The 14,477-nt window shown below is 50.0% G+C and carries 11 protein-coding genes and 1 pseudogene; 5 read left to right on the top strand and 7 right to left on the bottom strand.

From position 1 onward, the window contains the following. Positions 1-125 (bottom strand): annotated as a pseudogene (locus JW499_RS22535) (IS110 family transposase); the annotation flags it as partial. Positions 126-556: 431 nt separating this feature from the next. On the opposite strand from JW499_RS22535, the gene JW499_RS20130 reads away from it, so the two are divergent. After that, on the top strand, positions 557-976 hold the full coding sequence (locus tag JW499_RS20130; protein WP_205212268.1) for a hypothetical protein: 420 nt from the start codon (positions 557-559) through the stop codon (positions 974-976). Between the two features lie 145 nt (positions 977-1,121). Here the strand turns inward: JW499_RS20130 and JW499_RS20125 are convergent, their stop codons facing one another. After that, complete coding sequence (locus JW499_RS20125; RefSeq protein WP_205212267.1) at positions 1,122-2,030, bottom strand: LysR family transcriptional regulator; 909 nt, start codon at positions 2,028-2,030, stop codon at positions 1,122-1,124. Between the two features lie 103 nt (positions 2,031-2,133). Between JW499_RS20125 and JW499_RS20120 the strand changes: the two genes are divergently transcribed. From JW499_RS20120 to JW499_RS20110, 3 genes are all read left to right on the top strand, one after another. Further along, positions 2,134-3,249, top strand: coding sequence for an FAD-dependent oxidoreductase (locus JW499_RS20120; RefSeq protein WP_205212266.1), 1,116 nt, complete (start codon positions 2,134-2,136; stop codon positions 3,247-3,249). Positions 3,250-3,501: 252 nt separating this feature from the next. Further along, positions 3,502-4,545 carry a ribosome small subunit-dependent GTPase A gene (gene rsgA / locus JW499_RS20115; RefSeq protein ID WP_205212265.1) on the top strand — a complete coding sequence of 348 codons (1,044 nt, stop codon included), beginning with the start codon at positions 3,502-3,504 and terminating at the stop codon, positions 4,543-4,545. Positions 4,546-4,758: 213 nt separating this feature from the next. Beyond that, the gene (locus JW499_RS20110) at positions 4,759-6,960 is read left to right on the top strand and encodes an OsmC domain/YcaO domain-containing protein (protein WP_205212264.1); all 2,202 of its coding nucleotides are present in this window, start codon (positions 4,759-4,761) and stop codon (positions 6,958-6,960) included. A 75-nt stretch (positions 6,961-7,035) separates the two neighbouring features. Here JW499_RS20110 and JW499_RS20105 read toward each other — a convergent pair whose 3' ends face one another. The 3 genes from JW499_RS20105 to JW499_RS20095 are packed head-to-tail and all read right to left on the bottom strand — an operon-like array spanning position 7,036 to position 8,799. Further along, the gene (locus JW499_RS20105; protein ID WP_205212263.1) at positions 7,036-8,085 is read right to left on the bottom strand and encodes an AAA family ATPase; all 1,050 of its coding nucleotides are present in this window, start codon (positions 8,083-8,085) and stop codon (positions 7,036-7,038) included. Further along, on the bottom strand, positions 8,082-8,399 hold the full coding sequence (locus JW499_RS20100) for a hypothetical protein (RefSeq protein ID WP_091358450.1): 318 nt from the start codon (positions 8,397-8,399) through the stop codon (positions 8,082-8,084). The genes JW499_RS20105 and JW499_RS20100 overlap by 4 nt, the downstream gene beginning before the upstream one ends. Beyond that, on the bottom strand, positions 8,392-8,799 hold the full coding sequence (locus JW499_RS20095) for a PilZ domain-containing protein (protein WP_205212262.1): 408 nt from the start codon (positions 8,797-8,799) through the stop codon (positions 8,392-8,394). The genes JW499_RS20100 and JW499_RS20095 overlap by 8 nt, the downstream gene beginning before the upstream one ends. Positions 8,800-9,376: 577 nt before the next feature. On the opposite strand from JW499_RS20095, the gene JW499_RS20090 reads away from it, so the two are divergent. Further along, entirely contained in the window at positions 9,377-10,666 is a 1,290-nt protein-coding gene (locus tag JW499_RS20090) for an NAD(P)/FAD-dependent oxidoreductase (protein ID WP_205212261.1), read from the top strand. Positions 10,667-10,783: 117 nt separating this feature from the next. Here the strand turns inward: JW499_RS20090 and JW499_RS20085 are convergent, their stop codons facing one another. Together JW499_RS20085 and JW499_RS20080 are read right to left on the bottom strand one after the other, a co-directional pair. Further along, a complete protein-coding gene (locus JW499_RS20085; RefSeq protein WP_205212260.1) occupies positions 10,784-13,012 on the bottom strand; it encodes an NADP-dependent isocitrate dehydrogenase in 2,229 nt (742 codons plus the stop codon). Between the two features lie 281 nt (positions 13,013-13,293). After that, entirely contained in the window at positions 13,294-14,361 is a 1,068-nt protein-coding gene (locus JW499_RS20080; protein ID WP_205212259.1) for a 3-deoxy-7-phosphoheptulonate synthase, read from the bottom strand. Between the last annotated feature and the right edge of the window lie 116 nt (positions 14,362-14,477).

Below are 14,477 nucleotides of genomic sequence, written 5' to 3'. Positions count from 1 at the left end.
TTGGCTAACCATTCTTCAAACTGGCTAGGTGTCATCTCTTTATTTGAGAGCACGGTATTGCGTTTAACAACGCAAATCTGAATGACCTTTTTTGCCAAATCAACGCCAGCAATGCTAATGTTCATATCACGGACTCCAGTTGGTTGTGTGAGAACTGTCAGCGTACCTCGCATCCTGTTCAGGGTCGAGGGGAGTCCAATTATCTAGAACGTCGCTACGCGACTGGCTAGATGGGCTTTGCCCTGGCTAGAAAAATCATAAAAAGACATCAAGCGGTTTGCTTTGTTTTTCGTGGAGGCGCACCCTGCGCCGATTTTTAACTTTGATCTAATGTAACGTGGATATATGCTTTATGCCATGTTGTTGGCACGGATGCGGCCTTTGCTATTGGTAAAAAGGCACTATATTTCTTCAATGTCTTCTTTAGTTTATCGCTATCCTGCTGATTTATAATATGAAAGTGAATTTTGGTTGTTTGATTTCCAGAAATGTAGTTCCTGGGAGTTATAATGCCAAAAGGCACTATAACTAACTGTTAGACCATTGAAGAAATCCGATGGAATATTTAAAAAAAGCATTTGCCGCTCTCTTGGCTGTTTCAGGTTGGATCATTGCGCATTACTATACGTCTAAACGCGATCTTGGTAACTCTCGTAGGGTCACGCGTATTGACGCCTTATCATCTTGTTACAAGGCTTTGGTTCGTTCAGGCTTTGATGGTGAAATGGTTGTAAATGGGGAAGACGGCAAAGCAATAAACAAAGCGACCCCTGTTGAGGATGCTATTGCCCTTATTCACTTTTATGGAAATCAGGAGCAATCGAATCTGGCTAGCGAATATTCCCGGATGGTCGGAGAGACAAATAGGGGGAACTCTACAGATCTTGTTAACGCTTTACGTAAGGATATTCGGGGCATGCTCGGCGAGCCAGAGCTTGTCGGCGAACCGGCATATCTCAGAGTACATCTGAAATAAGGTCTAATCGCGTAGCCGAGGGTCTCTAACCCTCAGCCCCCACAACACCCTGCATGCGGGTCCGCACAGGGCGTTTCGTTTGCCATAGTGAAGCTTGATACATCCATCATGTCACTCATATAAGCCCAGGAATTTTACATAGGATTTATTCTTGGTGTTTTTCAGATGCGCCATGGGTGGCAAGCCCCCGTCGAAGATGTTGTAAAAACAGTTTTACTTTCTCCAGTGGGTATTTTCTTCCCGAGTATAGTGCGTATAACACCAGGTCTTCCGGTTCGCAGGTAAGCTCAATTGGGATAAGATCACCGTTGTCTATCTCTGCCTGGCATGCATGCGTGGGTAAGATGGCAAAGCCCAGCCCTTTCAGTGCCGCGGCTTTAGCCATGTGGCCGCTGTTGACCTTATAGCTGGACTGCACCTGAATGGTCTGGTTCTGTTTAAATCGCCAGGGCATTCCCTGTAAAACAGAGAGTGTGGTTATACAGGGCATTTTCCGCAGTTCATCCAGTGAGTGTGGCACTCGGTGATGTTTCAGTAACCGGGGAGCGACAACCACGCAACTTGGCCAGCGCAGTATCTCCTTCGCGATCCAGCCAGAATCTTCCAATGGGCCACGGCCAAAGCGCAGCACCAGATTGAACCCTTCTAACAAACCTTCTGTTGGATTTAGCTGGGTATCACAGCTCAGTTCTATTTTCGGGTGAAGCGAGCAAAAGTCCGCGATGCTTTCAGCAAGAAAGGGGAGATCAGGCATGATGATTTTAAGGTGACCGGACAGGCTGTCACCCTGCAGAGAAACATCTTCCAGTACATCATTCATTGCCTGTATGAGAGGTGTCATTGAATGGTAAAGCTGTTTACCTGCAGCGGTTGGGATCATCTTGCGTGTGGTGCGCTCCAATAATCGCACATTTAACTGCTGCTCTAATAAAGCCACATGGCGGCTGACGTTGGATGCAGGCAGTTGCAGTTGATCGGCGGCCAGCTTAAAGCTCAGTTGTTGATATACCGTCTGGAAGCTGAGTAACCATCGGGGTTCAATTTTCTCAATCATTAATTCACTCATTAAATGGGATTAATAAGCCAATAATACCTTATTTATCCTGAATGATGGCTCTGTGACAATCCTGGCCAGTTTAATTAACGAGGTAGTGTGGATGAACATCATCGATCGAATTGCCATTGTCGGAGCAGGGGTTGCCGGGATGGCGCTGGCAATACTCGCCGCAAAGCAGGGTTATCGGGTGAGTCTGTATGAGCGTGACAGTCAGGTCTCATCCATGGGGGCGGGTGTCACTTTATGGCCAAATGCCGTTTATATTCTGCAGCAGATGGGACTGGAAAAACAGCTGAAGCATGCTGGTGGAACACCCCGCTTGATGCGTCAGTTTAATCAGCAGGGAGTCCTGTTAGGTGAGCTTGATATTGAGACTATGAATAGTCTGAGTGGCTTTACCAGTGTGACGATATTACGCCGGGATCTAATGAACATACTGGACGGCGCATTAGATGGCCTGGGGGTTGAGAGGCAGTTCAATTGCACTATCACGCCAGAGGCGATTGCAGGGTTAAAGCAAACCTTTGATCTGGTGGTCGGAGCCGATGGGCGAATGCATTCGGTGGTGCGTCAGGTCTTATATCAGGGAAAGGTAGCTCCCCGTTATCAGGGCTTTGTCAATATTATCGGTATCAGTCAGATGGAAGGAGCTTCAGACAACGCCATTCATGACTATCGTGGCCGTGGTGAGCGCTTTGGCATCGTCCCGGTTGCTCCCGATGTCTGTTATTGGGCTGCTGCATGGAGCACCTCTATGGATAAAGAGCAGCCATTATCTGGCTGGTACGAAGAGATGCACCGGCGTTTTCTTGGCTGGCCTGAACCGCTGCAGAGTGTGCTCAGTTCTTATGATAAAGCATCACTCAGAGCTATTTTCGTTCATGATCTTGATCCTTTACCCTATTGGCATAAGGACAATCTGCTAATGATTGGAGATGCTGCCCATGCGCCGTTGCCAACGTCAGGGCAGGGAGCGTGTCAGGCGCTTGAAGATTCATGGCATCTTGTCCGGATTCTGGCGGAAGAGGATGAGCTGGATAGCGCTCTGACCGCTTTTTATCAACGACGTATCGATAAGGCCTCTGCCGCACAAGCGGCCGGAAGAACGTTAGCACAGGGGATCTTTGCAGCCCATTCTGAGCCTCCTGCGTCGGTTTCAGATATTTCGGTTAAGCAGTTAACTCAGTTCTGGATGCAGGGGTTAGAGGTTGAGTAACGGTAGCTGCCGCTGACTGTTGCCGTATTCTTTTCTGCTACGACATCTTGACTCGGTGTATGCTTCTGCTAGATTGAAATCTCTTTATGAATAACACACCGCTGGAGGGGAACGATGATAGTAGTCAACACCTTCCGGGCACTCTGCTGAACTCAGCCAAGCTGATCTCGCTGCCCGGTTACTGAACCGGGGGCTTTCCCGCCCCTATGGATTAATGTCTGGACGCTACTCAGGTATGCGTCAGGGGTTCTTATGACTACTATTTCTCGTTTGTCCCAACTGGGATGGAAACCTTTTTTTCAGCAACAGCTTACCCTCGATGAACTTGCCGGCTATCAGCCTGCCCGCGTAGCGGTGCAACATCGTTCGCAGTATGAACTGTATAGTGAGGAGGGCCTAAAGATCCTCCAGGCTTCATCCAATCAGCTTTCCCTTGTCGTGGGTGACTGGGTGCTGCTCGACCGTCAGGGTGGCTTTTATCGTGCGCTGGAGCGTCTCTCCTGTTTCTCCCGTAAGGCGGCGGGCAGCAGGATAACCGAACAGCTGATAGCCGCCAATGTGGATACGGTGTTTATTACCTGCGCCCTTAATCAGAACTTCTCTCTCGGTCGTATAGAGCGCTATCTGGCCCTGACCCGCGAAGCAGGGGCTGAGGCGGTTGTCGTGCTGACTAAAGCCGATCTCTGTGATGATCCCTGCAGCCTGGTCAGTCAGGTTCAGGCACTGGATAGCCGGTTGCTGGTTGAAGCGGTGAATGCGCTGGATCAGCAAAGCACCGGGGTATTAGCTCCCTGGTGTCGGGCAGGCAGTACCGTGGCGCTGTTAGGCTCTTCCGGTGTGGGTAAATCAACCCTGATTAATACTCTGATGGGGTGCCCGGTGCAGCACACTCAGGCAGCCCGTGAAGACGATGACCGGGGCCGGCATACCACGACAGCCCGATCACTGCATCTGATTCCCGGTGGCGGCGTCTTGCTTGATACGCCGGGAATGCGTGAGTTGCAGCTGGGCAGTTGTGAGGCCGGTATCGAAGCAACCTTCGCCGATATCAGTGCGTTGGCATCAGCATGCCGGTTCACTGACTGTCAGCATCAGAATGAGCCCGGTTGTGCGGTTCAGGCAGCCCTGCAAGCATCGCAGATTGATCAGCGGCGGCTGACGAACTACCTTAAACTGATGCAGGAACAGGCGCGCAACAGCCTGACACTGGCACAGAGCAGAGCAAAAGACCGGTCTTTGAGTCGCTACTACCGTAAGGTGCTGCAGGAGAGTATTAAACTGAAAAAAAACGAATAGTTCGGACTGACAGAGATGCACACCGCAGGGTGGTGTGCATCTCAACCCGGAGATTAATCCGATCCAGATCGTTTTTAACCCGCCTGTTAGTGTAAAATGCTGCCCAAAACAGGGGCTGTAACCGGGCTAAGTCTACAACCAGCTAAGCATGCGCAATCTCTTTGCCGGTAGTGATACCGGTATCCTTATCAAAATTTCCGATAGAGTATTCAGATGGAAATCAAAGTAAATTTTTTAGATAACCTCAGGCTTGAAGCGAAGTTTGATGATTTCACCGTCACTGCCGATCAGCCGATCCGTTATAAGGGGGATGGTTCTGCCCCCAGTCCATTTGACTACTTCCTGGCGTCATCAGCCCTGTGTGCCGCTTACTTTGTCAAGGTTTACTGTAACGCCCGGGATATACCGACCGATGATATCCGTCTGTCCCAGAGCAACATTGTTGATCCGGAAAACCGTTATAACCAGATCTTCCAGATCCGGGTTGAGCTGCCTGAATCGATCTCCGACAAAGACCGCACCGGTATTCTGCGCTCAATTGAGCGTTGTACCGTGAAGAAAGTGGTGCAGGAGGGGCCGGAGTTTAAGATCGAAACTGTTGAAAATCTGGATGCTGATGCCTCTATTATGGCGATGGGGATCCCTGATGATGGTGTAAACACCATGATCGAAGGGAAAGATCTGCCGCTGGAAAAAACCATCGCCAACATGACCGGCATTCTCGAAGGCCTGGGCATGAAGATTGAGATCACTTCCTGGCGTAATATCGTCCCCAATGTGTGGTCGCTGAATATCCGTGATGCAGCTTCAGAACTCTGTTTTACCAACGGCAAAGGGGCAACCAAAGAGAGTGCGCTCTGTTCCGCACTGGGTGAGTTTATTGAGCGTCTGAGCTGTAACTTTTTCTATAATGATCAGTTCTTCGGCGAGGAACTGGCGAACGCTGAGTTTGTTCACTACCCGAATGAAAAGTGGTTTCCGCTAACAGATGATGATGCTATCCCTGAAGGTTTGCTGGATGACTACTGTCTGGAAATCTACAATCCGGATGGCGAACTGCAGGGGTCAAACCTGATCGATACCAACTCTGGCAACTATGAACGGGGTATCTGTGCCATTCCCTATGTGCGTCAGTCCGATAATCAAACCGTTTATTTCCCATCCAACCTGCTGGAAAACCTCTTTCTCAGTAACGGCATGAGTGCCGGTAATAACCTGTTTGAAGCGAAAGTACAGTGCCTTTCAGAGATTTTCGAGCGGGCGGTAAAACGGCAGATTATCGAGCAGGAAATTGTCCTTCCCGATGTCCCCCAGGCCGTTCTGGAGAAATTTCCAGGCATTCTTGCTGGTATTCAGGGGCTTGAAGAGCAGGGCTTTCCGGTCGTGGTCAAGGATGCATCACTGGGCGGTCAGTTCCCGGTGATGTGTGTCACCCTGATGAATCCCCGCACCGGTGGTGTGTTTGCCTCGTTTGGGGCGCACCCCAGTTTTGAAGTTGCGCTGGAGCGCAGTCTGACTGAGCTGCTACAGGGGCGAAGCTTTGAAGGCCTTAATGATCTGCCACCGCCTACCTTTAATAGTATGGCGGTCACTGAGCCCAACAACTTTGTTGAACACTTTATCGATTCAACCGGTGTGATCTCCTGGCGTTTCTTCAGTGCTAAGCAGGATTACAACTTTGTTGAGTGGGACTTCTCGGGTACCAATGAGGAGGAGTGCGACCGTCTGATGGCGATCCTGCAGGAGATGGGTAAAGAGGTTTATGTTGCAACCTTCAATGGCTTCGGGCCTGATCAGACCGCCTCTGCCTGCCGGATTCTGGTGCCGGATTACTCTGAGGTCTATCCGGTTGAAGATCTGGTCTGGGACAATACCAATAAAGCGATCTGGTTTCGCGAGGATATTCTCAACATCCACTCACTGGATGATGACGAGCTGGCGGATCTGGTCGAGAGACTGGAGGAGAGTGAAGAGGACAACTACACAGAGATCAAAACCTTGATCGGTATTGAGTTCGATGAAAACACTGTCTGGGGGCAGCTCACCATTCTGGAGCTGAAGATCCTGATCTATCTGGCTTTGCAGCAGCATGAAGCAGCACTGGAGCTGGTGCAGAGCTTCCTTCAATACAATGACAATACGGTAGAGCGGGGGCTGTTTTATCAGGCGATGAATGCGGCATTGGAAATACTGCTGGATGATGAGCTGGAACTGGATGATTTCATTGTCAACCTGCAGCGTATGTTCGGCGCTGAAGTAATGGAAAATGTGGTCGGTTCTGTCAATGGTGAGGTGAAGTTCTATGGCCTGACACCCACCAGTATGAAGTTGGAAGGTTTGGATAAACACCTGCGTCTGATTGCTAGCTATAAAAAACTGCATCAGGCACGTAAAGCCGTTTACCAGGCTGATTAAGAGACAGCTGCAACCGGCTATCGAAAAAAAAGACAAACCGGAGTTTGTCTTTTTTTGGGCCTGAAGCTGGCTGTTCTACAGAGAGGGAATCACGGTTTCATCGTGATTTTTTTTATCTCCCAGAAGAATGGTTTTGTTGCCGGTAATGGTTCTCACCAGTGCGGAGTAGTCAGCAGCCCCATCACCATCAGGCAGAAACTCAAAGATGGTTTCTCCATGAGAGGGTGAGCGGCTTAGCTGCTCGTCATAGCGAATCGGTGTACACACTTTATCGCCGTAGAGGCTCTGCAGTTTGCGGTAAATATTCTGCGGTTGCTCCACCCGGGTGTCGAGAAAGGTTGGCAGAATGTAGTTAAGATCGATCTCTTTATATTTCTTGATTGCATGGAGGTTTTTGGTGAATTCCGCCAGACCATGCAGCGACATCACCTCAAGGGATACCGGCGTAAGTACTTCGGTGGCGTAAAACAGTACGTTTACGGTGAGCTGATCCCAGCCGGGAGAGGTGTCGATAATGACATAGTCATACTCTTTATCGAGATCCTCCATCGCTTCTGCCAGGGTCCATTCTGAACCAAAGCTCTTCTTATCGATAATGCGCTTGACCCCCGCCAGTGAGCGTCCACCGCTGAGCAGGAACAGGTTGGGCCTGGCTTCAACAATGGTTTCTTTTGGTGTCAGCTCCCCGGTGAGCAGTTCGGTTAAACCGGCAGGGGGTTTCTTGCCCAGCATAAAGGAGGACTGCCCCTGGGTGTCGGTATCAATCAGCAGTACTTTATAGCCGGCCATTGCCAGGCCTGCACTCAGGTTGACTGCGGTTGTAGTTTTACCTACGCCGCCCTTACTCAGAGAAACACAGATCTTTCTGGGTTTATTCTGGTTCTGTTGCGGTTCAGGCGTAGCCGCACTGCTGGTATTAGTGGCAGCAGCGGGCTGTCCAGTGGGGACAGGCGCGGGTGGCGGCGGCGCTGAGGTAACCGGCTGAATGACCTCACTGTGATCCAGATTGATCAGAAACTTATGATCACACGCCTTACACCGGACTACGAATCGTTTTTTGGCAGCGACCTTGCTGGTATCAGCATGATGCTTACGAGAACAGTTTGGGCATACAATTATAGTCATGGGTTAGCCTTCTTAAGGTCATCCAGGATCGCTTTCAAGGCGATCTTAGCCAGCCTTTCCACTGAGACGTTATTTTTGGACTTGGTGATAAATTTAAGACTTATTTTCCCTTTCAGTTTCCAGGCATGAATCGCAAACTGGTCACTCTCAGTCTGCCATATCAGCTCACCCTGGTCCTTGCGGGTTTCATTCAGAGGGGTGGAGTCGGTATCACAAAAAATGATGTTGTTGAGCTGCTGAAGTTCATCTATATCGTCACCGACTTCCTCGCTCAGCAACAGCCCCATAATATCTAACTGGTTATTTTCAGGCATTGTCAAAAATCTCTTTGCGCAGGGAGGCTAACTTATTCTCTAAGGCGTTTAAGGTATCTTCTTCAACCTTTAACCACTGGATACCACATATCCAGTTGCCATCGCCATCAAGAGAAGCATGTACCACTTCTCCTTCTAACCCCTCAAAACTCTGGTCGCCAAGGGTTATCCTGCAGTTTGGCTGGATATCATCAGTGGAGATTGGTGAAGTGGCTTCGATGCCGATGCAAACCCCCTCAGGGCTGATGTCCAGCAGGGGGTAAGTGTGGCCGTTGGCTTCCAGTAAATTACTATCCCGGTCCTGAACAGGCAGGCGGTAGGATTTGCGGGAGACCAGTATTGATTCTGAGTCACTCGAAATCTCTTCAAATTCAAGCGTGTCATCATTTATGAGTTTCATCAAATAACCTCTGTGATAACCATGTCCATCCTCGCATAGATATAATCAGACAAGCCAAACTATTATCTGATTTGGAGGCCGATAAAGCTGAGTAAAGGCAGCAAAAATCGATAGTTAACGTTACTTTATAAAAACAGCTTATCAAACTCATCTAATCAGTAATGACTGGCTTTCTCAAGCAGGAGACCTCTTAAAATGGGTATCACCTGGAGCCCGTCAGGGCTTAAGAGAAACCCTCTTTTCCTGTATACGAACAGCTGTTTGAATCAGAGGGCATGCGAATTGCCGTTGTACTGGCGTCATCATGAGTTAGTACGATCTCTCCGTTCATTTTCTGAGATCGTTTACTCCGGGGGCCGTCTTCTTCATAATCTATGATCTGTGTCAATTTTTGCAACAGCAGACGTCTGACTGATAACACCCTGCCTGAAAGTATCAGCAGTTTTGCACTATCGATATATTTATATATTAGTCAACAGAGGGTTTATTACGACTGTAAACTAGCTGCTGTTCTGCTCAGCTGAGTCAGGTTAGTGCTGAGACCTGAGTGCTAACCTGACTTTTTTGAGGATCTGAAATGAAAACAATCGTAATCGTAGGGGGAGGGGCTGGCGGTCTTGAGCTGGCAACACGGCTCGGACATAAGCTGGGTAAAAAGAAACGCGCCAATATCATTCTGGTTGATCGTAATCGCAGCCATATCTGGAAACCTTTATTGCATGAAGTCGCCACCGGCTCACTGGATATGAACAGTGATGGCGTGGTCTATCGCGCCCACTCGGCGGCTCATAATTATCAGTTTCAGCTGGGCACCATGATCGGTCTGGACCGGGTGGCGAAAACGATCAGGCTACAGTCCCTTGAAGATGAAGAGGGTAAAGAGGTGCTGCCGGAACGGGAGATTGCCTTTGATACGCTGGTGATGGCGGTTGGCAGTGTCAGCAATGATTTCGGTACTCCGGGTGTGGCTGAGCACAGCTACTTTCTCGATTCCCATCAGCAGGCGGAGCGTTTCCACCGGGCATTGTTAAATCAGTTTTTGCGGATTAACCAGAAATCATCCGATGCCAAGCTGCGTCTGGCGATTGTTGGCGGGGGAGCAACAGGTGTTGAGTTGGCGGCAGAGCTCTACCATGTAGCCGATCTGTTTAAGATCTACGGAATGCCGGATATGTCTGGCAAACGTCTCAGCATCGACCTGATCGAGGCCGGCCCGCGGATATTGCCGGCGCTGCCTCTGAGGATCGCTGAGGCGGCGAAGAAGGAGTTGATGGCGCTGGGTATTACCATTCATGAAAATGTGCGGGTGACCAGTTCAACCGAAGAGGGTTTTGTGACTGGGGATGGCGCACTGATCGATGCAGATCTTCAGGTTTGGGCTGCCGGGGTTAAGGCCCCGGACTTTATCAAGCAGATCGGTCTGTTTGATACTAACCGCAATGGCCAGATTGTGGTTAAGCCTACCTTGCAGAGTACCGTGGATGATGCCGTGTTTGTTATCGGTGACTGTTGCGCGTGCGAGCAGCCGGATGGCAGTTGGGTGCCACCCCGGGCGCAATCGGCGCATCAGATGGCCAGCCTGGTGTACAGGAATATTATCCTCTCTGAGCAGGGTAAACCGCTGAAGGAGTATATCTATAAAGACCATGGGTCGCTGGTTAACCTGAGTCGATACAGCACTGTTGGCAGTCTGATGGGTAATCTCACCAAAGGTTCGATGTTTATCGAAGGTAAGCTGGCGCGGCTGGTGTATATCTCACTCTACCGGATGCACCAGATTGCGATTCATGGCTGGCTCAGGGCGGCGGCCGTGTACTGGGCTCAGAAGATAAGCGGGACCGTGAAGCCTAAAATGAAGCTGCATTAACATAGCGGGCTGTTGTGGCAGGGTTGCGACTGCCAGCATTACATAAGGGCGCTACAAAAAAAACCGGATCAGTGAACCTGATCCGGTTTTTTTACGGTTTAAGCGTGGTTTAAACGTTTAGGACAGCGCCGCCAGTGCTGCATTCAGCGTTTCGCTTGGACGCATCACTTTCTTAACGTTTTCGCGATTAGCATGGTAGTAACCACCGAGTTCAGCCGGTTTGCCCTGAACTGCGCTCAGTTCAGCAACAATCTGAGCTTCGTTGTCGCTCAGGGTTTTTGCCAGAGGCGCAAAGTGAGCGGCCAGCTCGGGATCTTCGGTCTGTGCTGCAACTTCCTGTGCCCAGTACATGCCCAGATAGAAGTGGCTGCCACGGTTATCAAGTTCACCGGTTTTACGTGAAGGAGATTTATTGTTCTCCAGTAGTTTGCCGGTAGCGGCATCCAGAGTTTTCGCCAGAATGGATGCGCGCTTGTTGTTTTCCTTAATACCCATCTCTTCCAGAGACACTGCCAGAGCCAGAAACTCACCCAGTGAATCCCAGCGCAGGTGGTTTTCTTCCTCAACCTGTTGTACGTGTTTAGGTGCGGAACCGCCTGCACCTGTCTCGTACATACCGCCGCCTTTCAGCATCGGTACAACCGACAGCATCTTCGCAGAGGTGCCCAGTTCCATGATGGGGAACAGATCGGTCAGGTAGTCACGCAGCACGTTACCGGTGACAGAGATCGTGTCGTTACCACGGATCATACGGTCCATGCTGAAACGGATCGCCTGATTGTAAGTCTTAATGGAGATATCCAGACCGTCGGTATCGTGATCCTGCAGGTAGGTATTTACCTTTTTGATCAGTTCGCGGTCGTGAGCACGTTTGTGGTCCAGCCAGAAAACAGCAGGCATGCCGGACTGACGCGCGCGGGTCACGGCCAGTTTAACCCAGTCACGTACCGGCTCATCTTTGGTCTGACACGCACGCCAGATATCGCCTTTCTCAACATCGTGCTGCATCAGCACGGTACCGTCTGCAGTAACAACACGCATGATGCCATCGGCCATCATTTCAAACGTCTTGTCGTGCGAACCGTACTCTTCGGCTTTCTTCGCCATCAGGCCAACGTTTGGCACAGTACCCATGGTAGTCGGATCGAATGCGCCGTTGGTTTTACAGAAGTTGATCATCTCCTGGTAGATACGGGCATAGGTGCTTTCCGGCATAACCGCTTTTGTATCTTTTGGCTTGCCGTCAGGGCCCCACATCTTACCGCCGTTACGGATCATTGCAGGCATCGATGCATCAACGATGACGTCAGAAGGTACGTGCAGGTTGGTGATCCCCTTAACAGAGTCAACCATTGCCATTTCCGGACGGTGCTCCAGACACTCGTGGATCGCTTCTTCAATCTCTTCGCGCTTGGATGTTGGCAGTGATGAAATCTTATCGTATACGCTGCCGATACCGTTATTCGGATTAACACCCAGCTCTTCAAACAGATCGCCGTATTTTTCAAACAGTTCTTTGTAGAATACGGTTACTGCGTGACCAAATACGATCGGGTGAGACACCTTCATCATGGTTGCTTTAACGTGCAGAGACCACATAACACCGGTCTCTTTTGCATCCTGCATGGTTTCTTCAAAGAACTCACGCAGCGCCCGGCAGCTCATGCGCATGCTGTCGAGAATCTCGCCCTGTTCCAGGCTCAGCTCTTTCTTAACTTCGACGTTTCCGGCCTGATCAACAAACTCTAGGCGGACATCGCCGGCCTGATCCATGGTGATGGACTGTTCGCTGGAGAAAAAGTCACCATCGCGCATGTAGTCAGCGTGGGTGCGTGAAGCTTTGCTCCATTCACCCATAGAGTGGGGGAACTTACGTGCGTAAGCTTTCACAGCACCGGGTGCACGACGGTCTGAGTTACCTTCACGCAGTACCGGGTTTACAGCAGAACCCAGAATCTTGGAATAGCGTGCCTGGATTGCTTTATCTTCTTCGGTCTGTGGTGCTTCAGGGTAGTTCGGGATATCACAACCCTCCGCCTGAAGTTCTGCGATACAGGCTTTCAGCTGAGGGATAGAGGCTGAGATATTTGGCAGTTTGATGATGTTTGCGTGGGGGTCCTGAGTCAGGGCTCCCAGGAAGGAGAGGCCGTCTTCCGCTTTTTGCTCTTCGGTCAGTTTTTCGGGGAATGCTGACAGCACACGGCCAGCCAGAGAGATATCGCTGATCTTAACGTCGATGCCCGCAGCCTTGGTGAACGTTCTTACGATAGGAAGTAAAGAACAGGTGGCCAGTGATGGTGCTTCGTCGGTAAGGGTCCAGTAAATAGTTTGATTCGTTGTAGTCATTTTATCCCCTTGTCATTTGGCTGGTAGCCAGAGGCTTAACAGGGCAGCTTGTGGCTGTCCTTAACATCTTTGCTTAAGCCTTATAATTAATTTCCGCGGGCGCATTATACGTCAAAAAATTACTAATACTGAAGTAGTCCTGCACTTTCTGGAGGGGAATATCGACTAAAAGATAGTATTACTGTAGTTTTATTACCGCAGTGCAGCATGCTTTTTTTAACTTTTGCAGCCGGTATTAACAAAAAAAGGATCCGAAGATCCTTTTTTTAAGCAGGGCGGGATTAGCGCTTGGACAGCACTGGTTTCAGCTTATTGTACATATCCAGCAGCGACTTCTCGGTGGTATCCCAGTCTATGCAGGCATCGGTAATCGAGACCCCATACTGCAGGTCAGCCGGGTTTGCCGTCATTTTCTGATTACCCCAGCCCAGGTTGGACTCAATCATCAGACCAACAATAGACTTATTGCCTTCAAGAATCTGGTTGGTAACATTTTCCATCACCAGTGGCTGTAAGGCCGGATCTTTATTGGAGTTTGCGTGGCTGCAATCCACCATAATGTTTTTCTTCAGTCCGGCTTTATCCAGTGCCTGTTCGCACAGTGCGACATTGACTGAGTCGTAGTTTGGCTTGCCATTACCTCCACGCAGCACGACATGACCGTATTTATTGCCTTTAGTGTGCACTTTGGAGACTTGTCCCTGCTCATTAATACCCAGAAAATTATGCGGGTGCGCCACAGATTCAAGTGCGTTGATAGCAACCGTCAGGCCGCCATCGGTACCGTTTTTGAAACCGACAGCACCGGACAGGCCGCTGGACATCTCCCGGTGGGTCTGTGATTCGGTGGTGCGGGCACCAATGGCAGACCAGGAAATCAGATCCTGCAGGTACTGTGGTGAGATGGGGTCCAGTGCTTCAGTTGCCAGTGGCAGGCCAGCCTCAGACAGCTCAATCAACAGCTCGCGACCGATATGCAGGCCCTCTTCAATTTCAAAAGAGTCATCCATATGGGGGTCATTGATCAGGCCTTTCCAGCCAATGGTGGTCCGGGGCTTCTCAAAATATACGCGCATAACCAGATAGAGAGTGTCCTGAACCTGTTCAGCCAGCTGTTTCAGCTTGTGACCATATTCGATCGCCGCCTTGGTATCGTGAATAGAGCAGGGGCCCACCACGATAAACAGTCGCTTATCTTCACCTTTCAGAATGTTTTTTATCACCTGACGACCTTCCATAACAGTGGCCGCTGCAGTTTCACTCAGAGGTAGTTTTTGTTTCAGCTGGTCAGGAGTGACCAGAACCGTATTACTCTCAATATTGAGGTTTTCGACTCGGTTATCAGACATCTCAATTTCCTAAAGTGCACAGCCTTTACCCTGTACACCCGTTAGCGCGTTCGTAAAGGAGGTACTTTGTAACATATTAATGGTGAAGGTTTAAGTGCTGATCGGTGCTATCCGGT

The organism is Amphritea pacifica (assembly GCF_016924145.1).
GTDB classification, from domain to species: Bacteria; Pseudomonadota; Gammaproteobacteria; order Pseudomonadales; family Balneatricaceae; genus Amphritea; species Amphritea pacifica.
This window is presented reverse-complemented; position numbering and strand designations above follow the sequence as displayed.